This window comes from Photobacterium marinum (genome assembly GCF_000331515.1).
In the GTDB taxonomy this organism is placed as follows: domain Bacteria; phylum Pseudomonadota; class Gammaproteobacteria; order Enterobacterales; family Vibrionaceae; genus Photobacterium; species Photobacterium marinum.
In genome coordinates, this window is record NZ_AMZO01000021.1 from 235,294 (window position 1) to 260,981 (window position 25,688).

21 protein-coding genes are annotated in these 25,688 nt (G+C 46.2%); 11 read left to right on the forward strand and 10 right to left on the reverse strand.

Annotated elements, in window-relative coordinates:
- Nucleotides 1-44 precede the first annotated feature (44 nt).
- Nucleotides 45-1,601 (forward strand): SulP family inorganic anion transporter, encoded by a 1,557-nt coding sequence (locus tag C942_RS15315; RefSeq protein ID WP_007467208.1) that lies wholly within the window; start codon nt 45-47, stop codon nt 1,599-1,601.
- A gap of 42 nt (nt 1,602-1,643) precedes the next feature.
- Here the strand turns inward: C942_RS15315 and C942_RS15320 are convergent, their stop codons facing one another.
- Nucleotides 1,644-2,114 (reverse strand): low molecular weight protein-tyrosine-phosphatase, encoded by a 471-nt coding sequence (locus C942_RS15320; protein WP_007467210.1) that lies wholly within the window; start codon nt 2,112-2,114, stop codon nt 1,644-1,646.
- 124 nt (nt 2,115-2,238) lie between these two features.
- Here C942_RS15320 and C942_RS15325 point away from each other — a divergent pair, with 124 nt between their 5' ends.
- Entirely contained in the window at nt 2,239-3,150 is a 912-nt protein-coding gene (locus C942_RS15325; RefSeq protein ID WP_007467212.1) for a D-alanine--D-alanine ligase, read from the forward strand.
- A 38-nt stretch (nt 3,151-3,188) separates the two neighbouring features.
- Here C942_RS15325 and C942_RS15330 read toward each other — a convergent pair whose 3' ends face one another.
- A complete protein-coding gene (locus C942_RS15330) occupies nt 3,189-3,887 on the reverse strand; it encodes a DUF3313 domain-containing protein (RefSeq protein WP_007467214.1) in 699 nt (232 codons plus the stop codon).
- Between the two features lie 215 nt (nt 3,888-4,102).
- On the opposite strand from C942_RS15330, the gene cobT reads away from it, so the two are divergent.
- The 4 genes from cobT (at nt 4,103) to C942_RS15350 (ending at nt 7,317) form a co-directional block, all read left to right on the forward strand.
- The gene (gene cobT / locus C942_RS15335; protein ID WP_007467216.1) at nt 4,103-5,131 is read left to right on the forward strand and encodes a nicotinate-nucleotide--dimethylbenzimidazole phosphoribosyltransferase; all 1,029 of its coding nucleotides are present in this window, start codon (nt 4,103-4,105) and stop codon (nt 5,129-5,131) included.
- Nucleotides 5,128-5,955: an adenosylcobinamide-GDP ribazoletransferase gene (locus C942_RS15340; protein ID WP_007467218.1), complete on the forward strand. Its 828-nt coding sequence runs from the start codon at nt 5,128-5,130 to the stop codon at nt 5,953-5,955. Before cobT ends, C942_RS15340 begins: the two co-directional genes overlap by 4 nt.
- A 57-nt stretch (nt 5,956-6,012) precedes the next feature.
- Nucleotides 6,013-6,618, forward strand: a complete 606-nt coding sequence (gene cobO / locus C942_RS15345; RefSeq protein WP_007467220.1) for a cob(I)yrinic acid a,c-diamide adenosyltransferase — start codon at nt 6,013-6,015, stop codon at nt 6,616-6,618.
- Between the two features lie 264 nt (nt 6,619-6,882).
- Nucleotides 6,883-7,317 (forward strand): phosphate-starvation-inducible protein PsiE, encoded by a 435-nt coding sequence (locus tag C942_RS15350; protein WP_007467224.1) that lies wholly within the window; start codon nt 6,883-6,885, stop codon nt 7,315-7,317.
- Nucleotides 7,318-7,740: 423 nt separating this feature from the next.
- Here C942_RS15350 and C942_RS15355 read toward each other — a convergent pair whose 3' ends face one another.
- Together C942_RS15355 and C942_RS15360 are read right to left on the reverse strand one after the other, a co-directional pair.
- A complete protein-coding gene (locus C942_RS15355; protein ID WP_007467226.1) occupies nt 7,741-9,063 on the reverse strand; it encodes an anaerobic C4-dicarboxylate transporter in 1,323 nt (440 codons plus the stop codon).
- A 260-nt stretch (nt 9,064-9,323) separates the two neighbouring features.
- Nucleotides 9,324-10,364, reverse strand: a complete 1,041-nt coding sequence (locus C942_RS15360) for a metal-dependent hydrolase (RefSeq protein ID WP_007467228.1) — start codon at nt 10,362-10,364, stop codon at nt 9,324-9,326.
- Between the two features lie 223 nt (nt 10,365-10,587).
- On the opposite strand from C942_RS15360, the gene C942_RS15365 reads away from it, so the two are divergent.
- Complete coding sequence (locus C942_RS15365; protein WP_007467230.1) at nt 10,588-11,040, forward strand: CBS domain-containing protein; 453 nt, start codon at nt 10,588-10,590, stop codon at nt 11,038-11,040.
- 124 nt (nt 11,041-11,164) lie between these two features.
- Here the strand turns inward: C942_RS15365 and C942_RS15370 are convergent, their stop codons facing one another.
- The 3 genes from C942_RS15370 to apbC form a co-directional block, all read right to left on the reverse strand.
- The gene (locus tag C942_RS15370; protein ID WP_007467233.1) at nt 11,165-13,324 is read right to left on the reverse strand and encodes an AsmA family protein; all 2,160 of its coding nucleotides are present in this window, start codon (nt 13,322-13,324) and stop codon (nt 11,165-11,167) included.
- 193 nt (nt 13,325-13,517) lie between these two features.
- Complete coding sequence (udk, locus tag C942_RS15375) at nt 13,518-14,162, reverse strand: uridine kinase (protein WP_007467235.1); 645 nt, start codon at nt 14,160-14,162, stop codon at nt 13,518-13,520.
- 206 nt (nt 14,163-14,368) lie between these two features.
- Nucleotides 14,369-15,445: an iron-sulfur cluster carrier protein ApbC gene (gene apbC / locus C942_RS15380; RefSeq protein WP_036800391.1), complete on the reverse strand. Its 1,077-nt coding sequence runs from the start codon at nt 15,443-15,445 to the stop codon at nt 14,369-14,371.
- A 360-nt stretch (nt 15,446-15,805) separates the two neighbouring features.
- Between apbC and metG the strand changes: the two genes are divergently transcribed.
- The 4 genes from metG (at nt 15,806) to C942_RS15400 (ending at nt 22,095) form a co-directional block, all read left to right on the forward strand.
- Complete coding sequence (gene metG / locus C942_RS15385) at nt 15,806-17,851, forward strand: methionine--tRNA ligase (RefSeq protein WP_036800481.1); 2,046 nt, start codon at nt 15,806-15,808, stop codon at nt 17,849-17,851.
- A gap of 626 nt (nt 17,852-18,477) precedes the next feature.
- Nucleotides 18,478-19,800 carry a dicarboxylate/amino acid:cation symporter gene (locus C942_RS15390; RefSeq protein ID WP_007467241.1) on the forward strand — a complete coding sequence of 441 codons (1,323 nt, stop codon included), beginning with the start codon at nt 18,478-18,480 and terminating at the stop codon, nt 19,798-19,800.
- 229 nt (nt 19,801-20,029) lie between these two features.
- The gene (locus C942_RS15395) at nt 20,030-20,887 is read left to right on the forward strand and encodes a hypothetical protein (protein WP_036800394.1); all 858 of its coding nucleotides are present in this window, start codon (nt 20,030-20,032) and stop codon (nt 20,885-20,887) included.
- Nucleotides 20,888-20,952: 65 nt separating this feature from the next.
- Nucleotides 20,953-22,095 (forward strand): DUF3103 family protein, encoded by a 1,143-nt coding sequence (locus C942_RS15400; protein ID WP_007467246.1) that lies wholly within the window; start codon nt 20,953-20,955, stop codon nt 22,093-22,095.
- Nucleotides 22,096-22,205: 110 nt separating this feature from the next.
- On the opposite strand, the gene serS is transcribed toward C942_RS15400, so the two are convergent.
- From serS to lolA, 3 genes are all read right to left on the reverse strand, one after another.
- Nucleotides 22,206-23,498, reverse strand: coding sequence for a serine--tRNA ligase (gene serS / locus C942_RS15405; protein WP_007467249.1), 1,293 nt, complete (start codon nt 23,496-23,498; stop codon nt 22,206-22,208).
- A gap of 127 nt (nt 23,499-23,625) precedes the next feature.
- Nucleotides 23,626-24,912, reverse strand: a complete 1,287-nt coding sequence (locus C942_RS15410; protein WP_269744766.1) for a replication-associated recombination protein A — start codon at nt 24,910-24,912, stop codon at nt 23,626-23,628.
- A gap of 144 nt (nt 24,913-25,056) precedes the next feature.
- Nucleotides 25,057-25,674, reverse strand: a complete 618-nt coding sequence (gene lolA / locus C942_RS15415) for an outer membrane lipoprotein chaperone LolA (protein WP_007467253.1) — start codon at nt 25,672-25,674, stop codon at nt 25,057-25,059.
- Between the last annotated feature and the right edge of the window lie 14 nt (nt 25,675-25,688).

The window sequence follows — 25,688 nt, forward strand, 5'->3', positions numbered from 1 at the left end:
TCATTTGCTCTTTAGATAACTGAACCGGAACAAAACCAAAGAAAATGTTTGAATTCCCTCAATTTTCGCGTCAAAGCGTCAAAAATGACGTTCTTTCAGGGCTTACCGTTGCCCTGGCACTGGTACCAGAAGCCGTTGCTTTTGCTTTCGTTGCAAGTGTCGATCCAATGGTTGGTCTATACGCCGCCTTTATCGTAGGCCTGGTAACAGCTGTTCTGGGTGGCCGCCCTGGTATGATCTCAGGTGCAACTGGCGCAATGGCTGTCGTAATGGTAAGCCTTGTTGCTGATCACGGCGTTCAATATCTGTTTGCAGCAATCATGCTGGCAGGTGTTTTGCAGATCGTGGCAGGGGTATTCAAACTGGGTAAATTTATCCGTATGGTACCGCACCCGGTTATGATCGGTTTTGTTAACGGTCTGGCTATCGTTATCTTCCTTGCCCAGCTGGGCCAGTTCAAAGTGCCAGACGCATCCGGTGCTCTACAGTGGATGCAAGGTACGCAGCTTTACATCATGCTGGGCCTTGTGGCGCTAACAATGGCAATCATCCACTTCCTGCCTAAGCTGACTAAGGCTGTTCCATCTTCACTGGTTGCCATCATTACAGTAACAGCACTGGTACACCTTCTTGGCCTTGACTCCCGCACGGTTGTAGACTTCGTACGCACAATGAGTGGCGATGAAACTGCAACCCTTGCCGGCTCTCTACCGACATTCGCGTTGCCTGAAGTTGGCTTCAACATGGAAACGCTGCAAATCATCCTGCCGTACTCTCTGATCCTGGCAGCAGTTGGTCTTATTGAGTCTCTGCTTACCCTAACTGTTATTGATGAAATGACAGGTACTCGTGGTCAGGGCAACCGTGAATGTGTTGGTCAGGGCATTGCAAACATGACATGTTCTGTATTTGGCGCAATGGGTGGCTGTGCGATGATCGGCCAGTCAATGATCAACATTAACTCTGGTGGTCGTGGTCGTCTTTCAGGAATTACCGGCGCTGTAGGCCTGCTGCTGTTTATCCTGTTTGGTTCAGACCTGATCGAAATGATCCCGCTGGCAGCCCTTGTCGGTGTTATGTTCATGGTTGTTATCGGTACGTTTGAATGGGCGAGCTTCAAGATGGCCCGCAAAGTACCTAAGCACGACTTCTTTGCCATCATCCTGGTAACCTGTGTGACCGTCGCAGCCGACCTTGCTATCGCTGTTGTAGTGGGTGTGATTTACTCTGCACTGGTATTTGCTTGGGAGCACGCGAAGCGTATCTATGCAACAAGCCATATCACTGAAAACGGCTCTAAAGTTTATGTAGTGAATGGTCCTTTGTTCTTTGGTTCAGCGTCACACTTCCTGGAGCTGTTTGATGCGAAAAATGACCCAAGCGATGTCATCATTGATTTTGCAAACTCTCGCGTTGCCGATCACTCAGCTATCGAAGCAATTGATACTATCGCAGACCGTTATGGCAATCAGGGCAAGACCCTGCATATCCGCCACCTGAGCCCTGAGTGTCGATCTCTGCTGAAAAAAGCCGGTAACCTAGTTGAGGTTAACCTAATGGAAGACCCTAGCTACAAGGTTGCAACCGACACCCTGGCATAATATTGCTGTTTATGAAAAACGCCCGCAATTGCGGGCGTTTTTTTATCTGGTGCTGATTTTCTCAAGCAAACAGTCAGTCGCTTCTTCAATCAAATCGAGCACATATTCAAACCCACGGACACCACCGTAATAAGGGTCCGGAATTTCAACTATTCCGCTTTCTGAATAATCCAGAAACAGGCCGAGTTTATCTTGATACTGCTGCGGGCAAATACGTTGCAAGTCATCCAGATTCGCTTTATCTGCGGCAAGAATAAGATCGAAACGCTCAAAGTCATTTGCGACCACCTGGCGTGCGCGGATCCCGGAAAAACTATACCCTCTTGCTTCACCTGCGGCTCTGGCGCGCTGATCAGGTTGCTCGCCCTGGTGATAACCAATAGTCCCCGCAGAATCAATTTCAAGTGCAACACCACGGTCTGTTGCCTTAGCGCGAACAACCGCTTCAGCCGTCGGTGAACGACAAATGTTGCCCATACAAACAACAAGTACTCTGTAGGTATTATTAGACATATCAATTCCTAGTGATAATATACGCAGCGCTAATAGAAATACTATTGCTTAGCCACTGATTGCATTCTGATTCGCATTCAACAAGATAATATACATTCCATATTACGTAAGAGGGAACCTCATCGTGGTAAAAAAAGTCGCTGTTTTATATGGTGGTTCTTCAAGTGAACGCAACATCTCATTAATGTCTGGTACTGCAGTTTCCGGAGCCTTAAAGCGAAAAGGTTACGATGTTATAGACATTGATGTTGACGAATCCTTTGATTTCACAAGCCTGCCGGCACTGAATATTGATAAAGCCTTTCTGGCCCTGCATGGCGGTGACGGAGAAGACGGTACGATCCAGGCCGCACTCCAGCTCTTGAATATTCCTTACACTGGCAGTGACCACCGTGCATCTGCTGTCGGTATTGATAAAGCGATGACCAAAAAAGTCTGGCAGGCCTCCGGCATCACGACTCCTCGCTTCTTCGAAATCTACCAGTCCAACTACCAGAAAGATGCACTGCCTGCACTGCTTGACGGTTACAAATTCCCTCTTGTCGTAAAACCGGCAACTCAAGGTTGTAGCATCGGTATTAACCGTGCAAACAACCTTGAAGAACTAGAGCGCTTTATTGACGAAGCATTCAAATATGAAGACAAAGTATTGATCGAGAGCTTTGTTTCCGGGCGAGAGTTTACGGTAAGTATTCTTGGTGACAGGGTATTACCAACTGTAGAAATCGAGCACTCTCACTCTTTCTTCAGTCACGAGGCGAAGTTTAAGTCATCAGATACCCGCTACCACTGCCCAGCCAATCTGACACTTGAGCAAGAAGAAAGGATCCAGGCGCTTTCTCTGGCAGCATTCCGCGCCCTGAATGCATCCGGATGGGGACGCATTGATGTGATTGCTGACGAAAATGATCACTTCTATGCCATTGAAATCAACACTGCACCGGGTATGACGGCGCGAAGTGTGTTCCCTCTGGCAACGGAACAGGTTGGCATGGACTACGACAATACCGTCGAGGCCATCCTTCACAGCATCTAATCCGATGCCGAAATATTAAAACGCCCCACGAGCAGGGCTTAGCCCTGCTCTGTTTCATTTAGCGTCGCCTGATACGCGGTCAGACGAATGAAATGCACAATATCCTGAGTAAAGCGGTCAACTGTATCCCTGATCTGCTCATATTCCAGCTCAACCTTATCATTTTCCAAGATACCTTTCGCAAGGATCACCCCAACCCGCTCTGCCAGAATTTCATCTGTTCGGCTGTCCACCAGCTGAGATTCAACTAAAATACGCACATTACGATCCCTAGTGCCTAAAAGCGCCTTCGCGCCACCAATTAGCACTCCGTACGGCAGTACTTCGTTGATTTGCAAATCTTCCATATCCGTACTGGCGCGGCTAATCATAATCTTCAGCGTGGCGGTATCCACACCGGATCTATCGACTAATTCAACACCCTGACCAAGCTCAGTTTTAAGCACATTCGTTAATCGCTGGGAAACCCGTTTCAGCACCGGTTCCGGGATCTGCCGTACCGCTGTAGCACTTTGATGTAGTCCTACCGACTCGATAAGCAGCTTGCTGTATTGGGAGATTTCCAACGCAGGTGATACCCACTGCATACCCGTTGCATCACTGATATATTCAACTTCAGTCATCTTGTCACGATATACGACCAGATTACTTTGCTGCTCATCTTCGGTCGGCAAGCGACTGGAACAACCACTAACAATAAAGCTGAATAATAATATCAATAATGATTTGTATGGCATGATTGGGTCTCGTCAGGCAACAGTAATTATCATATACGGTATATCGTGCCATATATTAAGAGCGGATTCTATACACTAATTACTGCCGACGATGTAATTTCCGTTTTTTTAGTTGATGCCATTGCCATAGACGCTTAGGTGGCGCAAAATTCCTTAGCCGAATACAGCGGCAAAACCAGCCTTCACCATTGCCATTAACAGGGAGAGTGGCATCCATGTTTTCTATTGCTTCACCCATCACGTCTTCTGAAAAACAAATCCGGAACAAAATCGACAATAAAACCAAGCCTGTCGGAGCTCTCGGCCAACTGGAAGATATCGCAACACAACTGGCATTGATCCAGCAATCTGAAACCATCACTGTCAGTCAGCCACACCTACTGGTTTTTGCCGGTGATCATGGGGTCGCCAAACACGGGCTGAGCATTGCCCCGAGTGAAGTAACAACGCAGATGGTGATGAATTTCCTTGCCGGTGGCGCAGCCATAAACTGCTTTTGTCGCACCAGTGACATGTCCCTCAAAGTCATCGATGCCGGAACTAAAGTTGAAGCGGAAGATCACCCGCAGCTAATAAAACAAAGGCTGGGATATGGAACAGAAGATTTTAGCCAACAAGCCGCCATGTCTCCAGATGCTGCCCTACGAGGTATTAATTATGGTGCTGCACTGGTTGAAAAACTTCATCAAGATGGTTGTAACCTGGTCGGATTCGGCGAAATGGGGATCGGTAATACCAGTAGTGCCTCGGCAATTATGGCTGCTATTTTAAAAATTCCTGCCGACGAATGTATCGGACGCGGAACAGGTATCGATGATACGCAGATGCAACGGAAGCAAGCACTGATCACCCGTGCTTTGGATTTACACCGAGAACGACTTGATGATCCGATGCAGATCCTTGCCTGTCTCGGCGGATTCGAGATAGCTCAAATCACCGGAGGAATGCTAAAAGCAGCAGAGTTGAAAATGACAGTGCTTGTTGACGGATTTATAGCGACAGCCGCCGCTATGCTGGCAACGGCTATGCACCCTGAAGCTAATCATTACTTCATCTACTGCCATTGTTCCGAAGAATCCGGCCATCAGCGAATGCTACAGTATCTTAACGCTACCCCCTTACTGGATTTAGGCCTGCGGTTAGGCGAAGGAACCGGTGCTGCACTGGCCCTGCCATTCATTCGAGCAGCCTGTGAGTTTTACAATAATATGGCAAGTTTCGACGATGCAGGAGTCACCGTTTGAGTTCCGACAGCCTTGTGAATAATTCCGAAGAACAGTCTCTTCAACACGAGGAAGCGGCTGGTTTGAAAGCACAGTGGCAAATATTTCTGGTTGCCCTGGCTTTCTTTACCCGAATTCCGATCCCTGCGGATACCCCTTACTCCCCACAAAGGCTAAATCAGGCTAACCGCTACTTCGGAGCTGTCGGCCTGATTGTCGGCTTGATTAGCGCCGCTGTTTACCTTACTGCGCTCATAGTCCTCCCACCAGCAATTGCTGTTGCACTGGCCATGATAAGCAGCTTGCTGATTACCGGGGCCTTCCATGAAGACGGGCTGGCCGATGTGTTTGACGGCTTCGGGGGCGGCTGGCAGCCAGAACAAAAGCTGGCGATCATGAAAGACTCTCGTATTGGCACTTACGGAGCGTGTGCGTTGGTGATGGCATTAGGCCTTAAGTGGCTGGCTCTGTCATCAGCAGCGGAAGTTGACGTATGGCTACCAGCACAGTTTTTTATTATCGGACATACACTGAGCCGGATATGCGCAGCCAGCCTGATTTTCTCGTACCCCTATGTCCGGGCAGATCAGCAAAGTAAGGTTAAACCACTCGCCAATCAGCAAAGTCTGCACGATTTGTGGGTTTTAATTGCTACTGGATTGATTATATTACTTATACTGCCACTAGAATCCGCATGCATGCTGACAGCAATATTGCTGCTCACCCGTTTTCTGTGCGGAAAATGGTTTAACCAACAGCTTGGTGGCTATACCGGTGATTGCCTCGGAGCAGCTCAACAAATATGTGAAATTGCCGGATATATGACGTTACTGGCATTACTTTAACTCTATGCTCAAGCAATAAATCCAGTACCCAAAAGTGAATAATATGAAGGGCTCAGCATGACTGAACAAAACAATAAAGACGAACGACATAAAGCACGTCAGCAAAAAATCAAACAAGAAGTCGATGCCCGAGTTGAAGCAGCACAAGATGAAAAAGGCCTGTTCCTAATCATCACAGGTAATGGCAAAGGAAAATCAACTTCAGGTTTTGGCACTATTGCCAGAGCAGTCGGACACGGACAAAAATGTGGCGTAGGCCAGTTCATCAAAGGCACCTGGGATTGCGGCGAAAGAAATCTGCTTGAATCCCATGGCGTCGATTTCGCCGTTATGGCCACGGGCTTTACCTGGGAAACACAAAATAAAGCAGCGGATACAGCCGCCGCTCAGGCAACCTGGGCTGAATGTAAGCGAATGCTGACTGATGAGCGCTATGATGTCGTGTTACTTGATGAGCTGACCTATATGGTCACTTATGGCTATATCGATTTAGAAGAAGTGATTGAAGCTATCGCCAATCGTCCTGCGATGCAATCTGTCATCGTTACAGGGCGAGGAGCTCACCGCAGCTTGGTGGAAATAGCTGATACTGTATCAGAAGTTCGTAATGTGAAACATGCTTTCGAAAGCGGTATCAAAGCCCGACAAGGCGTTGACTGGTAACCAACGATTACCTCTCATACAATTTATCAGGAAAGGAAGACGACTGGCTCCTTTCCTTTCTCCTTCTCAACTATGTCTGACGATACTCCCCTCTATATCCAGCTCTACCACCAAATCACCAGCAACGAACAAAGTTTCATCACCTGTATCAGCAATACACCATCTATCAGCAGTGGCGGACAGTTTGTCTTTCCGTTCCAATATTCGTTTATATAATAAAGGCATTGATAATAAACATAATCACCTTACGCTTAAGGAATACCAATGCCTTCAAATTTACCCAAAGGATTCAGCCACCGGTTTTTAAAGCTGTTCCATATTCTGGAAGCTATTTTACTGGTTGCTATCACCCTTGCGACCATTGCTGCCATGATCAGCGAGTTTGTTCATGTCTATGTGAACAGAGAAATTAAACTGACCGATATCCTGTTGATGTTTATCTACCTTGAAGTACTGGCGATGGTTCAGCAGTTTATTACCCACGGTAAAATTCCGGTTCGCTATCCAATCTACATTGCGATCATGGCCATTGCCCGTTATATCACCCTAGGTATGAAGGAACTAGATGGAATCTTCGTCGTTTGGTTATCACTAGCTGCTTTTATCCTGGCTGCAGCAACCTTAATCATCCGCATAGGCCATCATTACTGGCCTTACGAGATAGTAACAGATCCAAATAAGAATCAACCGGAAGACTGAAGCTACTGAAACAAACATCCTCGCAACTAAATAATCTGTGCCTAGATACGATAAAAGGGAACCTCGGCTCCCTTTTAAATATTAATTAATTTTGTTTAGCAATATTATTTATAGCAGCACTAGGACCGAGCCAGTTTCTGGTGTTTTCTTTTATAAAAGCTTAAAGCTCTCTCCAGTGCTCTTTCATGCATCTTTTCTCTTAGCTTTTTAAAATCATTCTTTTTATTCACAGGCGACCTCACTGATGCAGTGAAACATTCGAATTATATAAACAAGAGTAGTCTATTCATTTGAGTTATATAACTTTTTTTTCATCAATGACACGAGCAAGATCTCAAATGCAATTGAAGGCATAGGTGAGATATAAAAAAATGCCAGTTCGCAAAAGCGAACTGGCATTTAGCTTTCATCAAAACAGGTAATTTATACAATAACCTGAGCGATGGTATAACCGATAGTACAGGCTGATACCACACCAATCAGGCCAGGCACCATGAAGCTGTGGTTAAAGTACCATTTACCGATCTTAGTTGTACCCGTTACGTCAAAGTTACAGGTTGCGATATCTGATGGGTAGTTAGGGATAAAGAAGTAACCATAAGTAGCCGGCATCAGACCAATCAGCAATGCCGGGTTCAGACCCATTGCGATACCAACAGGAAGCATCATACGCGCTGTCGCTGCCTGGCTGTTAACCACTACAGACACAATGAACAGTGCCAGTGCGAATGTCCATGGGTAATCCTGAACCATTTCAGTAATACCAGACTTAAATGAAGGCATTGCATACTGGAAGTAAGTATCACTCATCCATGCAATACCGAAGATCGCAATGGCTGCCACCATACCAGATTTAAATACCACACCCTCAGGTACTTTCTGTACATTGGTACGGGTAACCAGAAGAATCAGACCACCGAATGCCAGCATCATCATCTGGATAATAACAGACATCTTGATTGGCTTAGCGTCACCGATGGTGCGGATTTCAGGCACCATAGCAACAACAACGATTGAAGCCAGCGCCAAGATGAAAAGCAATACTGCATGCTTGGCTGAAGCTGGCAGCTTCTCATCAAGAGATGTTGATGTAGTATGCAGGATCTGATCGCGCCACAGAGGATCTTTCAGACGACGCTGGTACTCAGGGTCATCTTTCAACTCTTTACCACGACGCATGCTGTACAGAGAAAGCAGCAGAGTACCGCAAAGCGTTGATGGTACAGTAACCATCAAAATACTCAGCAGGTGAATACTTTCCTGAATACCTGAAAGCTGAGCCAAGTAGTAAACAACTGCAGCTGAAATCGGACTACCTGTAATTGCCAGCTGAGATGCCACAGAAGACGCCGCCATCGGACGCTCAGGGCGGATACCGTTTTTCAGTGCAACGTCACCGATGATTGGCATGATTGAGTAAACCGCGTGGCCAGTACCCAGCATAAAAGTCATGGTGTAGGTAACCAAAGGACCTAAAATTGTTACACGCTTAGGATTACTACGCAGAATACGCTCCGCCACTTGAAGCATGTACTTCAAGCCACCGGCGGCTTCAAGGATCGATGCACAAGTTACAACCGCCAGGATAATCAACATTACCGTAATTGGCGGCGATGTCGGCGGCATGCGGAAAATAAAGACTTCGACCAACAGACCAAGGCCGGACACCACGCCCAGACCAATACCACCGAAGCGGCTGCCTGCATACAACACGAGAAGGAGGAATACAAATTCCAAATACAGCATACCCGTTATCTCCCTATATCGAAAAATGCGGCCCTCACTATGAGAGCACAATACTTTAGGGGTAGATTGCCTGCAGTATGCTGCTTCGCTATTGACAGAAATCAAATAGCTTCAGCTAATATTTACTAACTCAATGATATGTGAAGGCCACCTTAAAAACGGCGTACCGTAAAGATATATGTGCTACAAGAATTGACGCATATATTCACCGACTATTCACATTGTGCAACATTTTGTCATGCACGTATTTCGTGCCAGCATTAAACACCAATATGAATTGGCTTAGGGCACTCTTTTATATGGCATAAGTTTGCATCAATATCCTGATTGCCTAACAGTCTTAACCATAAGGCTGGCAAATGTTTCGGACTGACTCTCGGCCCTTCTAATCTTTGTGGATCAGTAACCGCCCAACTTCCTTCACTATTCTGACTGGCAAGAACAAACTGGAAAGGCAGATACTCAGCTAAGCCTAAGCGCAAGTCCGTTACTTTGATACTAGCTCCAACCTGTTCATATTTAACAAAATGATGGGTGAATGATTCCAGCATATTCAGATAAACTGACTTCTCCGCTAATAGCCAGCTACCACGCTCTTTCGCTAAAAAATCAACGTCTGGCTGTTCATCAAGCAGTGAGGTTAATCCTTCCCAATAGGTTTCACCATCAAGCACGACAACCCGCCAAAGTACGGTATTGATCGGCGTCGGTGTAATAAATACCGGACTACCGGCCAGCGGTGTTCCGTCCAACTGCTCCCTTACCCGATCCTCAATAATATTCAGAGCGACAACGGACCAAATCAGATAACAGGAAGAGATCACCAATCCAATACGACATAACCTTGCCATCTGCTGGTGCCATATAAGACCAGCAACAAGCATAAGTAACAACGGAAGGGTGTAGAGCGGATCAATAATAAAGATACTGGAAACAGCGACGCTCACCGAAAACGGCCACAAGAGCTGTGTACCGTATGACGTAAATGCATCAAGCAGCGGATGAGTGATCAGGCAGGCAGCAATCAACAACCACAAATGTCGAAAACTGAAACGAGTCGGCCACCACTTGTGCCAGAAGCCCGCCAACAAAAGTGAAAAAGGCAACAGAACGAGCATGGAGTGACTAAAACCACGGTGTTTCACCATATCTGAAACCGGATCACCGTAGCTTATTAACACATCCAAATCTGGCAGCGTTCCTAGAGCAGCCCCAGCCAAAAGGATTTTAGGCGAACATTTTCTGCCGGCGACAACACCGGCAACTGCCGCACCTAACGCTGCCTGAGTCACTGAATCCAAGAAAACCTCCTTTACCCTTTTACTGCATCCTTTTCGACAACCAAATTCAACTGCCGACATATTCCGACAAATCATATCAAATTACGAAAGAGTGATGATAGAAGTTCAGCGCAAAAGTATAGTAAACAAAAGTAAAACTACGGGTTCGGTCGCAGTTCAGTTAATTACAATTCGCTACTTTAAATCAGGCAACATTAATTCACTCGGATAAAGGGGAGATGCAATGCCAAAAAAAGTTTCTGAATTCATGACACGCAAAGTCATTACCATTCAGCCGGAAGCCGGACTTCGTGAAGCTTTCTTTGTTATGCGAGATGAGGCTATCCGCCACTTGCCAGTGACTAATGAAGATGGTGAACTCATCGGAATCGTGAGTGACCGCGAACTGCGGCGTCCGCGCTGGGTCGACGAATCGCCGGACATCGGCCATGAGTACGACCTTACGAATGACTTACACATCGGTGATGTCATGATCAGGGATGTTGTTCACGTCCGAACGTATGACACTCTAACCAAAGCGGTCGGCACTATTCTGGATCATAATATCGGTGCAGCTCCGGTACTGGATAAAACCGGAAAACTGGTCGGTATGCTATCCGCAGTTGATCTGCTAAAAGCCTTCCAGGCCACTTTAGAATCACAAAAAGCCAATAAAAAGAAAAAAGTGAACGCCTAATCATCGATTGGAATCAGACAGACAGCTAATACAGAAAAAGGCTTGCTACAGTAGCAAGCCTTTCTGTTATCTGAATACCATATCCGATCTGAGCTAATTCAAACCGGATATGAACGAACACAGCTTAATTAAACAATCCTTTCAGCAGCTTATCCGCCGCCTTCTTGATTTCATCATCTTTGACTTTATCGCCCAGCAACTTCTCAAGGCCGCGTTCAACTTCCTTGTGAGCTTTCTTTTCAAGCTCATTGTTTTCTTTCAGCAACTTAGCAAGGTTCAGTGAAAATTTAGGATCACTCCAGTTACCTTTCACATCAATCGGCACAGTTAAGTCCGCCACCTCATCAACACCTTTACCACCCTGCCCTTTACTGGTCGCAACAGCAGAAGTGCTGACCGTAAAATCAATGTCTTCACTAACGAGGTTTGTCTCACCGTTACCATCAATGCGCAGCAGTGGCGAATCAATATCCAGGTTATTGGTCGATGCTTTACCAGCACCTAGCTTCAGCGTAGCTGTCATGGATGAAAAATCAGTTTTGCGCTCTTCCTTAACATATTCAGTTGAATGACCTTTCAGCTTCGCCTTAGCTTCACGGATCATCTCTGGAATATTTACGCCATAGATAGCCCCGTCGGCAAAATTAATATCAATCGCACCAGAAATGTTTTCACGGATGCGCTTTTCTGCCAAGCCTGTACCTGTGACGTTAACAGTAATATCACCTTTACCCGCCAGTACATCTTTATCGGCCAGATCAACCAATAATGGCTGGATCTGAACACCACGGATCTGCTTGCTCACCTTATAGGTCGGCAACTTACCGTTAGCATTAATTGTTGCCTGAGCTTTGACACTACCGTCATAAAGGTTTGCCGCAAGCTGCTTCAGCGTCAGCACACCTTTGGCGATCTTCATATCAACCAGGACATTCGCCAGCTTTGCATTGGCAGCTTTCAGTTTACCCAGTTCAACAGTACCCGCGACATCAAGCGTCTTCAGTACAGAAAGATCTGGTTCCTGATCTTTTGCAGCCTGAGTAGCCGTTCCCGCGCTACCAGCTTGCCCTGCCTGACCACCGTTTCCAGAAGCAGTCTGAGTCTGCTCTTCTTCTTTTTTGGCATTATCCAAACCAAGGAAGGCATCAAGATCGATATTGTCACTCTTCACGGCAAAACGAATTACCGGAATATCAGCACTCTTGAATGAACCGTTACCATTCACGCTGATCTCATCAATATCTGCTTTGAACTGCTTCAAGGTAGCCATACCCTGCTTCACATCATAATCAGCATCTGCTGCTAACTTCACCGCCATTTCAGGACGAGGCAGTGTCGCACCTTTCAGCCCAGAATCCAGTACCAACCCTTGCAGCTTCACAACGTCCATTGCTTCGTTCAGCATAAAGCGGGTTTCACCTTTCGCATCAAAGGTTAAATTTGGCACCTGTCCCTTCGCGCTGAAGGTAACCGACGACCAATCCCCGGTTTTAAGCTTATCCAAGGCCAATGTGACAGAAGAAATATCATTAACCTTATCTTTTGCCAAGGCTGACAGTTGCAGATTCTTCAGCTCAGCATTGTTCAGCTCAGGAACAATAAACAGCTCAGTAGCACCTTTAGCCGAGAAATTCATTTCACCGTTCAGGCCAGTAATATCGAACTCTGCTTGTGCCCACTCACCCGGTGCGAAACGGCTCAGATTAAAGTTAAGCGCCGACACATTTGTCAGTGTTCCCGCCCTATCATCACGAATCACGGCACTGGCATTCACCAATTCAACACCAGCCAGACTGATAGTCCAGACTTCAGCTGCTTTTGGCTCAGTTTGAGTGGACGGCTCTGCTACCGGGGCTTCATCTTTCACAGAAGGTTCAGCTTTCACTTCTGTCTGTTGCCCAAGACCATCAAGGTTTGATAGGCCATCTTTGCGAGTCTGGATAAATACCCTGCCGTCATGGAGGCTAACATTGCCAATTTCCAGCTGACGCGAGAACAGCGGCATCACAGATACAGACAGCTCCGCACTTTCAAGCTGCACCATGTTTGGTTCGGCAAAACCTTCCGGGTTTCTGAATTCAGTTTTCCCCAAAGAAAAACCGATACTAGGGAAAAAGCGCCAGCTGATATCACCGCTTACCACTAACTCCCTTCCTGTGGCTTTTTTTACCTGTTCAGCAATCAATGGCTTAAACTGATTAGGATCCACCAACGCCAGCAAAGCGCCAATGCCCACTACCACTACAAGTAATACCGCCAACAAAGCGTATAAAAGCTTTTTCATCGCGTCCTCGTGTTATACGTCAACATTCATTGATCATCTGGAATCCACCCCGATCAACGTTTTCATGGCTACTACCATGAGTTATATGCCTGATTAAAACAAAAAAACAGGCAGCCGTTAAGGCTGCCTGTTCATTATTCGATACTTAGTAACCGATAAAATTAAGGCTGACAATGTCAGCCTTAATAAACAGTTACGATTTTAGCAGTCGTGCAATGTGTGCTTTCAGCACGTCAATCGCAATTCGGTTCTTACCACCACGAGGAACGATAATATCTGCATACTGCTTAGAAGGCTCAATGAACTGCATGAACATTGGACGAACTGTCTTCTGGTACTGCTCCAGAACAGATTCCATAGTACGGTCACGCTCAGCTACATCACGCTGAAGTCGACGAAGCAGGCAGATATCCAGAGGAGTATCCATGAACACACTTGCGTGCATCAGTTCACGAAGACGAGGATCAGTAAGAAGCAGGATACCTTCAAGAATGATCACCTTCTTCGGCGTCATTGTTGAAGTTTCAGTCATGCGGGTATGTTCGCTGTAGCTGTACTGAGGTACTTCAACAGCTTTACCTTCCACCAGCTGCTGCAGGTGATCGCAAAGCAAATCGTGGTCCAGCGCATTCGGGTGGTCGTAGTTAGTTTTAACCCGCTCATCCATGGTCAGGTGACTTTGATCGTTATAGTAACAATCTTCCGTGATAACACCGATTTGATGATCACCGACTTTTTCTTTTAGCTCTTTATAGACTGTGTTGGCAATCAGACTTTTACCGGACGCAGAAGCACCTGCGATACCGATAATTACGCATTGGTGTGAGTTTTCAGACATATCAGAAAGCACCTGTAAGACAAACGTAGCGAGGTAGAAACACATATTTAAACAACCATCTGTGCCGCTCACAGGCATCAGATAGCTATTCGAATAGGTATAAATAAACCGCCTGATTATAGAGATTTATGCGGCCGGATGCCAGCAAAAAAGAGGCATCCGGCACATTTGCCTAGATTGTTTGCACAATTGTTTCAGTAAAAAGGTTACATTGTGCGAATTGTAATCTGCTCGGCCACAGGTTCGCCTTGCCAGAACAATCGGCTGGCGACTTGTCCTGCCAGTTCTATGTATGCAACTGCCTGCTCAGAATCCGGTGAAGCCGCTACAGTTGGTTTACCACTATCTATATCTTCACGGATCTTGATATGAAGAGGAAGTTGCGCCAATAGCGGAACTGAATGTTCAGCTGCCATTCGCTCTGCACCACCAGTACCGAAAATCGGCTCATGGTGTCCGCAGTTACTGCAAATGTGATAGCTCATGTTTTCTACAACACCAACTACCGGCACCTCAACCTTGTGGAACATATTGATACCCTTGATGGCATCAGCCAGCGCCAGATCCTGAGGCGTAGTGATCACAACAGCACCGGTAACCGGAATTTGCTGCGCCAGCGTCAACTGGATATCACCGGTACCCGGCGGCATATCGATAACCAGATAATCCAAATCCGGCCACCATGTTTCACTGATGATCTGCTCCAGCGCCTTCGACGCCATCGGCCCACGCCAGATAGTCGCATTTTCTGCAGGAACGAGATAACCAACTGAGTTTGTATACAAACCGCATGATTCTACAGGCAGCATCATTGTGCCGTTAGGCGACTGCGGCTTCTCGTCCTGAGTTCCCAGCATTAGCGGAACTGACGGACCATAAATATCTGCATCGAGCAAACCGACCTTTGCGCCCTGCTTCTGTAACCCCAGAGCCAAATTAACTGCCGTGGTCGATTTACCGACACCGCCCTTGGCAGAGCTCACTGCAATAATGTTCTTTACACCCTTAACAGGTGTTTTTTCTCCGGTTGCCAGAGGCGCAACCCGGATGGTGACGTTGAAAGCCATATTCTTGGCAACGTGGTTGAGCTGCTGCTGAGTAATAATCCATTGCTCAAGAAGCTCAGCAACTGATTGCGCGGCGAAAGGCAAAGTGATCGTCACGACACCTTCAGCTGATACCGATACCACATGCGGCGTATCAGCCCACTCATGATGAAGCCATGGATGCTCAAACTGGTTAAGCCAACGGCAAATATCGGCAACATTTTCAAAACGGGTCATTGAGTCACTACTCATCGTATTTAGCGCTCCATTCAATTTTGTCCCGCACATCCTACCACCAAAGCTTATTGACCGCTGCTACAAATACCTCACCTTTCCACTCTGTTTTTGATACTTAACCCTGCCTTATTTATAACGTAGCAATAACGCAAATTTACCTTTTACTTTTAGCGCTAAGCGTTTATTTATTCATCGATTTATGCCGCTTACAACGTACTGGCACCAAACTTAATCGCCGGAACCGTTTTTCAGCCATCGAAACCGCCTAATATCACCGCTTGACGCTAGGAAATACGGCGTCCTTCAGGTACTATCTGGAACTTACTATCTTTATTACCCATCATGAGCGAAAAAGTAATTATGGCTGCAAATCCAAGAAAAATTCTGGTGACCTGCGCCCTACCGTACGCTAACGGTTCTATCCACTTGGGTCACATGCTTGAGCATGTGCAAGCGGATATCTGGGTGCGCTATCAGCGCCTTCGCGGCAACGAAGTTCATTTCATCTGTGCAGACGATGCACACGGTACTCCAATCATGCTTAAGGCCCAGCAGATGGGTATGGAACCTGAGCAGATGATTGCCGAAGTGAGCAAAGAGCACCAGGCTGACTTTGCTGGCTTCGATATCAGCTTTGACAACTACCACAGCACGCATTCTGATGAGAACCGCGAGCTGGCATCATTTGTCTACACTCAGCTGAAAGAAAAAGGCTACATCACCAACCGTACAATTTCTCAGCTTTTCGACCCTGAAAAAGAAATGTTCCTGCCGGACCGTTTCGTTAAAGGTACCTGTCCGAAGTGTAAGGCAGAAGACCAGTACGGTGATAACTGTGACAGCTGTGGCGAAACATACAGCCCGACTGATCTAATCGATCCGAAATCAGCAGTTTCCGGAGCTACACCGGTAATGAAAGATTCTGAGCACTTCTTCTTCGACCTGCCTCAGTTCGAAGGCATGCTGAAAGAGTGGACCAAATCTGGTGCCCTTCAGGATGAAACTGCAAACAAGATGCAGGAATGGTTCGAATCCGGTCTTCAGCAGTGGGACATCTCACGTGATGCGCCTTACTTCGGTTTCGAAATCCCAGGTGAAACAGGCAAATACTTCTACGTATGGCTGGATGCACCAATCGGCTACATGGGTTCATTCAAGAACCTGTGTGACAAGCGCGATGACCTGAATTTTGATGAGTTCTGGAACAAAGACAGCTCAACCGAACTTTACCACTTCATTGGTAAAGACATCGTTTACTTCCACAGCCTGTTCTGGCCAGCAATGCTGGACGGTGCCGGTCTGCGTAAGCCAAACAACGTATTCGTACACGGCTACGTAACCGTAAACGGTGCGAAAATGTCTAAGTCTAAAGGTACTTTCATCAAGGCCGGTACTTACCTGAAGCACCTGGACCCTGAGTGCCTGCGCTACTACTACGCAGCGAAACTGAATAACCGTATCGACGACCTGGACCTGAACCTGGAAGACTTTACTCAGCGCGTAAACAGCGATGTAGTAAATAAGATTGTTAACCTGGCTTCTCGTAATGCTGGTTTCATCAGCAAGCGTTTCGAAGGCAAACTGGCTGAAAACTTCGCAGAGCCTGAGCTGTACGCTGAATTCGCAGCAGCCGCAGATCGCATTGCTGAACTGTACGAAAACCGCGAATACAGCCGCGCTATCCGTGAAATTACTGCACTGGCAGATAAAGCTAACCAGTACGTTGACGAGAAAGCACCTTGGGTTGTTGCTAAAGAAGAAGGTAAAGATCAGGAGCTACAGGAAATTTGTTCTGTAGGTATCAACCTGTTCCGCGTTCTAATGACCTACCTGAAGCCGGTAATGCCTCAGCTTGCTGAGCGTACAGAAGGCTTCCTGAACGAAACCCTGACTTGGGAAGGCATTGCCCAGCCACTGACTGGTCATGAAATCACTAAGTTCAAGGCTCTGTTCAACCGTATCGATCCTAAGCACGTTGAAGCAATGATTGAAACGTCTAAAGAAGACGCGGCGGCAGAAAAAGCAGCAGCAGAGCAGGCAGCAAAACCTACAGGCCCGCTAGTTGATGAACCGATTGCAGAAGAAATCGAGTTTGATGATTTTGCTAAGGTCGATCTGCGTATCGCTAAAATCGTTTCTTGTGAAGAAGTGCCAAAAGCGAACAAGCTACTGAAACTTCAGTTGGATCTTGGTGGTGAAACTCGCCAAGTGTTTGCAGGCATTAAGTCAGCTTACAAACCTGAAGACCTGATCGGCAAGCACACTGTAATGGTGGCGAACCTGAAACCTCGCAAGATGAAGTTTGGTATGTCTGAAGGTATGGTTCTTGCTGCTGGCCCTGGTGGTAAAGATCTGTGGATTCTGGAACCACATGAAGGTGCTCAGCCTGGCATGCGTGTAATGTAATTAAGGCATTACAACGACAATTCCGTATAAAAAGGGGCTTCGGCTCCTTTTTTTTCTCCTCATCTCTTATACCACTTGGCCTTTCTTACTTAAGCCTCACCGCTATCTTTCTCTTCTTTTACTTTTATTCCGCATTATTTTCCCTTGTCTTAAAATGTAGGCAATGAATAAACATGACATTTTATTCATTCAAATGCATTTAACAGCATTTAATAGAAAAGCGACTTTAAATAGCCAAAACCTCTGAGTGCCTACAGTTCCATTAACCAAATCATTACCATCACTCTGTATCCGTACTTAAAAGAAGATTTTATAGGCAAATTTAGATGTTAACGGCTATTTTTATCTACATCAGAAACCGGTAATAAATCGGAATAGAGATCGCTCTATTTTGCATTTAGAGCCAAATATCGCGGTAAAAACGGTTAATTATCAATCGCAAGGTTAAATTCAGGTTAATTTTAATGTTTATAAGATGCCGTTCTGACGAAAAAAGTGTGATCTGAAACATACCTTTATGTTTTATACGGCATTTTACTTCGCCTTAACACCTAAACTGCTGTTACCCTGCTCCGCGCTCTGGTGAATGATTTACAGAGTGAATATTTATAAGGAGTGTTTATTTCATGCCAACACAAAATAAAAAAATGTCCCTAACGGCCCGAGTAATCCTCGGCATGGTATTGGGCATATTGACAGGATTCGCTATTCGCTCCCTTTTTGCAGAGACTTCATTTGTTCACGAATACATAGTGAATGGCCTGTTTGACGTTGGTGGTGCAATCTTCATTGCTAGCTTGAAAATGCTAGTCGTACCGCTCGTTTTCGTTTCCCTTGTTTGTGGTACCAGTACGCTGAGTGACATCAGCACCCTTGGTCGCCTTGGAGGGAAAACTCTGTTGTTCTATCTGACTACAACAGCAATCGCTATCACCCTGGCACTGACCATGGGTAACTTGTTTGAACCTGGCGCAGGTGCAGATCTTTCAGCAGCAACCACCTTTGCTGCAAAAGAAGCTCCATCTCTGGGTGATGTGATCATTGGTATGTTCCCAACCAACCCGATCAACTCTATGGCGAAAGGCAATACACTGCAGATCATCGTTTTTGCGATTCTATTCGGTGTTGCAATCAGTGCTGCCGGTAAAGCCGGTGAGCGCATTGCTGGTATCTTTGCCGATCTGAATGAAGTCATCATGAAGCTTGTTGCTTTGCTGATGCACATCGCACCTTACGGTGTGTTCTGCCTGATGGCGAAACTGTTTACCGGTATCGGCCTGGATGCTATCTACAACCTGATGGGTTACTTCTTGGTACTAACCTGTACCCTGTTGCTTCATGGCCTGGTAGTTTACAGCACCATGCTAAAGGTATTTACCGGCCTGAGTCCGAAGACGTTCCTAAAGAAAATGGAAGATGCCATCATGTTCGCATTCTCCACAGCGTCTTCTAACGCAACAATTCCAGTTACCATGGAAACAGCAACTAAGCGCCTTGGTGTAAGTAACCGCGTTGCTTCATTTACTGTCCCACTAGGTGCGACCATCAACATGGATGGTACTGCCATCATGCAGGGTGTTGCGACAGCCTTCATCGCTCAGGCATTCAATATTGACCTGTCGATGGGTGATTACATGGCAGTAATCCTGACAGCAACTCTGGCATCTATCGGTACTGCCGGTGTTCCGGGTGTAGGCTTAATCATGCTGGCAATGGTTCTGAACCAAGTTGGTCTGCCTGTTGAGGGTATCGCGATCATCATGGGTGTTGACCGCCTGCTTGATATGATTCGTACCGCGGTAAATATTACCGGTGACAGCGCTGTAACTTGTATTGTTGCTAAGTCTGAAGGTGCACTTGATATGGATCGCTTCATGGATCCAACTGCGGGTGAAAAAGATGAGGAAGTCCATCTTCACAAAGAAGCCAAAGCTGCAAACTTTGACTGAAGTAGCAGAAGTAACGATTGAAGAATAGCGACATAAAGGCCCCGCAAGGGGCCTTTTGCACCATATTGAGGCATGCCTGCCCCAGAATGCACCAACATTTTCCCACTCTAAAACAACCAAAACATATCCTACTGATTATTAACAATAAATATTGTCAGATTTCGGTTTCTTTCGGGGCATACTAATTGCAGAAATCCCGATACAGCATTACTCAATGCGGGAGGGAACTATGCTATTTTTAATGCTTTCAATCGCAATTACAGCTGGTATCGGCTTTTATTTCTATCGCAATAAGCAGAATAACTCCCGACTTCAGCAACAATTCAATCAGGTTATCGGACTTCGACAGCTCATCCACCTGTTGCGTTTCCATCGTCGCAAAACTCATTGGGTGCTAAGTCATCCTCACACAGAGAACCATGATAAAGCCCTCAATGAATCACTGGCTATTCAGAGTTTGATAAAAACATTGCTCAGTCAGGCTGATATGGCCCATAAACCAATGTATCGTATTCTGATGAAGCGAATTACGGTACTACTTAATGAATGGCCCCACTATTCACTTCGGCGTAATCAGGTTTGTCATGGCAAAACAATCCGCCATGTCATGTATCTGATTGACGATACCATTACCCAAAGCCTGCTATGTGCCGAAAAAGATCCACAGTTTAAGCACTACCAAAAAATCTGGCCAATTGTGCTCAATGCAATAGACAGTCTGAGCCGTTTTCGCTACTCCATTGAGAACTATCGGCCCGAGCGGGTCAGCAACCACCAGCGAGAGCTGGCACTTCATGCGAATATTATTAACCGCCGGATGAAACAAATCGCCCATTTGAACCATCGCACTATTTCACATCTTCAATTGGATGAGCTGCGGGCAGAATTTGATGTGATCCCGCTTCAAGATAATAATTTAACAAATAATAAAGAAAGACTTTACCAATATTCACTGAAACTTTCTGATACTATTTATTTACTGTTCGACATGGTCTTAGTGGACATTGCCGAAGAGCTTTCAGTCCACCTCCCACCTATTCCCAACAAATCTGTTCAAAATACAGTCATCAAGTTGAATACGAATTAAAATCATTATAAAACCTGTCGCTTATATAAATTGACGCAATATGTTTTATATAAGGACGACACATAATGAGAAGAATCACCTTAGGGGCGACTCTGTTAATCCTGGGAACGGTACTTGCCGGTTGCCAGGATAATCAGGATCAACCAGCTAACCTGAGTACAGAAGCGAAAAGCAAACGCCAAATTGCACAGGAGCTGAGTACAAACTATCAAGACTTCGAAACACAGCTAACAAAGCAAATCTCTGAAGACTATACCAGTGTGCCGCTGAATGAACTGGTCGCTAACAGCGATGATAACGATCTGCAGGCAATGGTCTTCAGCGCCGATCAAGCTGCTGTAACCAAACGTGGTATCAACGGTGAAACCTCTTCACTACTAAACATCAGCCTTGCAGATCCAGAAATGATTGCAAAGCTGAAGGATGGTGAAAAACCGCTGTTTACTTACCAGCCTGATTCTGTAGAAGCTGGCGACACAATCGAAATGTTCGACATTAACGGTGAGACTGTGTTTGGCAGTGCCGATGTTCTGCCAGAACAACCTGTTTTCATCGTAGGTGTTAATGAAAAAGAAGCGATGCGTGCTGGCCTGTCTGTTATGCAATCTGCGTTTGAAGAAAATAACATGCCAGGCTTTGCAAACCAGCTAAAAATTGCAGATACGACAGTTGATGATAAAGAGTTCATCTCAACGACTGTCCTGAAGAAAATTTCTCTTCAGGATGACCACGAACCGTGGATTTCAGGTAAAGCTGAAATTTACGCGCTGGTAAGTGGTGTGAGCCCAAGCCGTGATGAACCAAAGTTAGATGTAGTGGAAATGCCTTACCTTGATTACCAGGGTAAAGACTATTACCCGAATCAAATCATGATCTACTGGGACCGTTACCGCTGGGGTGCTGCAAACATTGTTCTGATGGAGCACGACAGCAACACTAACTACCGTGATTTGGCGAAAGTAATTGTGAAGGCAGCTTCTCAGATTATTGCCAGCCAGGTTGACGGTGGTGTACTGAGTGCAGCGATTGTCGGTGAATTGGTTAACGAAATCATCAAAGTAATTCCGGATGATGCCTTTACCAACAATGACGATCTGGTCGACTACTACTACACCATTGAACAAAATCAGGTACTGACCGATCAGCCAGGCGCATCAGGTAATGCCATGGCGACGTTTGAGCCTAAAGATATTCAACGCACAAAATAAATAAACTCATCACTGTTACTACATAGCTAACAGTGATGACTTACCATCAAGATTGCGTCATAAAAAAACCCAGCCATAAGGCTGGGTTTTTCTTAACTTACGGCAATCAATTAACCGATGTATTCAGCACCGTTCATGTACTTACGCAGTGCTTCAGGGATGCGGATACGACCGTCTGCTTCCTGATTGTTTTCCAGAATAGCAACCATAGTACGACCAACAGCCAGACCAGAACCATTCAGTGTGTGAAGCAGTTCAGGTTTCTTCTCGCCTTTACGACGGAAACGAGCCTGCATACGACGAGCCTGGAAGTCCCACATGTTAGAACATGAAGAAATTTCACGGTAAGTTTCCTGAGCAGGAACCCAAACTTCAAGGTCGTAAGTCTTAGTTGCACCGAAGCCCATGTCGCCAGTACACAGAACAACTTTGCGGTATGGCAACTCAAGCAGCTGAAGTACTTTTTCTGCGTGACCAGTCAGCTCTTCAAGCGCGTCCATTGAATCTTCAGGACGAGTGATCTGAACAAGCTCAACTTTATCGAACTGGTGCATACGGATCAGACCGCGAGTATCACGGCCGTAAGAACCGGCTTCAGAACGGAAACATGGTGTGTGAGCAGTCATCTTAATAGGCAAATCTTCTTCTTCAGTGATAGTATCACGAACCATGTTTGTCAGCGGTACTTCTGCAGTAGGGATCAGCGACATACCGATACCTTCTTCAGTAGCTGGCTTAGTGTGGAACAGGTCTTCACCAAACTTAGGCAGCTGACCTGTACCAAACAGGCTGTCTGCATTTACCAGGTAAGGTACGTACATTTCAGTGTAGCCGTGCTCTTCAGTGTGAAGGTCCAGCATAAACTGAGCAATTGCACGGTGCAGGCGAGCGAACTGGCCTTTCATTACGATGAAACGTGAACCAGACAGTTTAACTGCACTAGCGAAGTCCAGACCGTCACCCATTTCACCCAAGTCAACGTGATCTTTAACGTCGAAGTCGTAAGCCTTCGGCTCACCCCAACGAGAAATTTCTACATTCTCATCTTCGTCTTTACCGGTTGGTACAGAATCATGAGGTACGTTTGGTACAGATTGCGTGATAGCATCCAGCTCTGCCTGAATATCAGCCAGACCTTTCTTCGCTTCATCCAGCTCAGAACCCAGGTTACCAACTTCAGCCATGATGCGTTCAGCTTCTTCGTGATCACCTTTAGCTTTCGCTTGACCAATGGACTTCGATCGCGAGTTACGCAGAGCCTGAAGTTCTTCAGTCTTAACCTGAAGAGACTTACGTTTTTCTTCTAGGGAACGTAGTTGCTCAACATCCAGAGTGAAACCACGGCGCGCTAATTTTTCGGCTGTTGCGTCCAGCTCAGTTCGAAGTAATTTAGAATCTAGCATGCTAATCCTGTGCTCGTTGTGTTCTAAAATGCAGATTATTTAACCGGATTGATGGCTAAATAACTTTTAATTCAGAAGGCGTTAGGCAACCTAACGCTGATCATTCAACAATACCCAAAAAGCCTTATTATTGATAGCGCTTTAACGCGCTTTTTGCATCTAAAGAAGCAAGATAATCTAACTTTTCGGCAATTTTAGTTTCCAATCCCCGATTTGTTGGAAAATAGTAACGAGTTCCTTTCATTTCTGGTGGTAAATAAAATTCACCGGCAGCGTAAGCGCCCGGCTCATCATGGGCATAACGGTATTCCTGACCATAGCCCAGCTCTTTCATCAATTTGGTCGGTGCATTACGAAGATGGTTCGGCACTTCATAATCGGGATGATTGAGCGCATCTTGCTTAGCTTTGTTGAAGGCAGTATAGACAGCATTACTTTTCGGCGCACAAGCAAGATAAATTATCGCCTGAGCGATTGCTCGCTCACCTTCGTAAGCGCCAACACGGGTAAAGCAATCCCAAGCAGAAATCGCAACCTGCATCGCCCGCGGATCGGCATTACCGATATCCTCAGAAGCAATCGCCAGCAGACGACGCGCAACATAAAGCGGATCACAACCAGCCTGAAGCATACGGGCAAACCAATAGAGTGCTCCATCCGGGCTTGAACCCCGAATCGACTTATGGACCGCAGAAATCATGTCATACCAAAGATCGCCTTTGTTATCGAAGCGGGCGATTTTCTCACCGGCGACTTCAGCCAACAGCGGCAAAGTGATCTGTTTAACGCCCTGAGAATCCTCTTCTGCCATGTCAATCAGCTGTTCAAGATAGTTCAGGGACATGCGAGCATCACCGCATACCAAATCTGCCAAGCGATCTTTTACATCGTCAACGAAACAAAGGTTCGTATCACTGACACCACGATTCTTATCGTTCAGTGCCTGATCAATCACTTGCAGAATCTCATCTGTTTCGAGGGATTTCAGCTTATATACCCGGGCACGGGACAAAAGTGCGTTATTCAGTTCAAACGACGGGTTTTCTGTCGTGGCGCCGATAAAAGTAACCGTTCCGTCTTCAATATGCGGTAGAAAAGCATCCTGCTGGCTTTTATTAAAACGATGCACCTCGTCCACAAACAGAATGGTTCGGCGTCCGGCCATCTTGTTGTCACGAGCCTTATCAATCGCAGCGCGAATATCTTTAACGCCGGATGTTACCGCCGACACCCGCTCAACTTCTGCATTCGCGTAGTTTGCTGCCACTTCAGCTAAGGTTGTTTTTCCTGTTCCCGGTGGTCCCCACAGAATCATAGAGTGCAAATGACCAGCTTCAAGAGCTCGACGAAGTGGCTTACCCTCACCTAGAATGTGGTGCTGACCAATATATTCATCAACGGTACGAGGTCGCATTCTTGCGGCCAGCGGGCGGAAATCAGAAGAAAAATCCAGGCTTAAGTTATTCAAAATAACAACCCTCAAATACAGAAAAAGGTGGTATCAAGTACCACCAGTTTTAAAGAAGTTTCACGTTCAGAGACTCAGCTCTAAAACATATTAATTACGCTGGTCATCCAGCTCGACACCTTTTGGCGGTGTGAACTTAAACAGATCACCAGTTGGCGTACGCGCAGTGAATTTACTGAAACTGAAGTTACTACGCTGACCATCTTGCTCAACTACAGTAAAGCCTCGCACTTCACCGTTCTGGGCCACTGTTACGACAAATTTACCGCCCTGAACCGTTTTGTCTTTTGGCGTCAGAGTAAACGTATCGGCAGTCTGAGCGACATTGTATTTTTCCCAGTCGGCAGCACTGTTTCGAGTTAACAGCACAAACGGCGTCTGCTCAGTTGCATCTTTCAGCCACATCGCCGTCACCTGCTCAACAAAAGGGCTGTAATACCACAACGTTCTGCCGTCAGAGATCAACAGGTTTTCATCAGGCACCACGGTATTCCAGCGGAAAAGATTCGGACGCTGAATAGCGACATCCCCCTCGCCTTCAACTAACAGATCACCTTCCGGGCTAACAACCTTTTGTTTGAAATCGGCACTGAAGGCATTCACCTTGCTCAAACGAGCACTCAACTCCTGCTGAGGGTTGGCCCATGCGGCAGATGACAATAAGACAGGCGCTGCGATCAGCAACCCCATGACTACTTTTTTAATCATTCTCTTTACCTTGT

What these genes read in the sequence shown, in the direction of transcription:
- C942_RS15315 (WP_007467208.1), top strand. Translation starts at nt 45, where the DNA reads ATGTTTGAATTCCCTCAATTTTCGCGTCAAAGCGTCAAAAATGACGTT.
- C942_RS15320 (WP_007467210.1), bottom strand. Translation starts at nt 2,114, where the DNA reads ATGTCTAATAATACCTACAGAGTACTTGTTGTTTGTATGGGCAACATT.
- C942_RS15330 (WP_007467214.1), bottom strand. Translation starts at nt 3,887, where the DNA reads ATGCCATACAAATCATTATTGATATTATTATTCAGCTTTATTGTTAGT.
- cobT (WP_007467216.1), top strand. Translation starts at nt 4,103, where the DNA reads ATGTTTTCTATTGCTTCACCCATCACGTCTTCTGAAAAACAAATCCGG.
- cobO (WP_007467220.1), top strand. Translation starts at nt 6,013, where the DNA reads ATGACTGAACAAAACAATAAAGACGAACGACATAAAGCACGTCAGCAA.
- C942_RS15350 (WP_007467224.1), top strand. Translation starts at nt 6,883, where the DNA reads ATGCCTTCAAATTTACCCAAAGGATTCAGCCACCGGTTTTTAAAGCTG.
- C942_RS15355 (WP_007467226.1), bottom strand. Translation starts at nt 9,063, where the DNA reads ATGCTGTATTTGGAATTTGTATTCCTCCTTCTCGTGTTGTATGCAGGC.
- C942_RS15365 (WP_007467230.1), top strand. Translation starts at nt 10,588, where the DNA reads ATGCCAAAAAAAGTTTCTGAATTCATGACACGCAAAGTCATTACCATT.
- C942_RS15370 (WP_007467233.1), bottom strand. Translation starts at nt 13,324, where the DNA reads ATGAAAAAGCTTTTATACGCTTTGTTGGCGGTATTACTTGTAGTGGTA.
- udk (WP_007467235.1), bottom strand. Translation starts at nt 14,162, where the DNA reads ATGTCTGAAAACTCACACCAATGCGTAATTATCGGTATCGCAGGTGCT.
- apbC (WP_036800391.1), bottom strand. Translation starts at nt 15,445, where the DNA reads ATGACCCGTTTTGAAAATGTTGCCGATATTTGCCGTTGGCTTAACCAG.
- metG (WP_036800481.1), top strand. Translation starts at nt 15,806, where the DNA reads ATGGCTGCAAATCCAAGAAAAATTCTGGTGACCTGCGCCCTACCGTAC.
- C942_RS15390 (WP_007467241.1), top strand. Translation starts at nt 18,478, where the DNA reads ATGCCAACACAAAATAAAAAAATGTCCCTAACGGCCCGAGTAATCCTC.
- C942_RS15395 (WP_036800394.1), top strand. Translation starts at nt 20,030, where the DNA reads ATGCTATTTTTAATGCTTTCAATCGCAATTACAGCTGGTATCGGCTTT.
- C942_RS15400 (WP_007467246.1), top strand. Translation starts at nt 20,953, where the DNA reads ATGAGAAGAATCACCTTAGGGGCGACTCTGTTAATCCTGGGAACGGTA.
- serS (WP_007467249.1), bottom strand. Translation starts at nt 23,498, where the DNA reads ATGCTAGATTCTAAATTACTTCGAACTGAGCTGGACGCAACAGCCGAA.
- C942_RS15410 (WP_269744766.1), bottom strand. Translation starts at nt 24,912, where the DNA reads ATGCGACCTCGTACCGTTGATGAATATATTGGTCAGCACCACATTCTA.
- lolA (WP_007467253.1), bottom strand. Translation starts at nt 25,674, where the DNA reads ATGATTAAAAAAGTAGTCATGGGGTTGCTGATCGCAGCGCCTGTCTTA.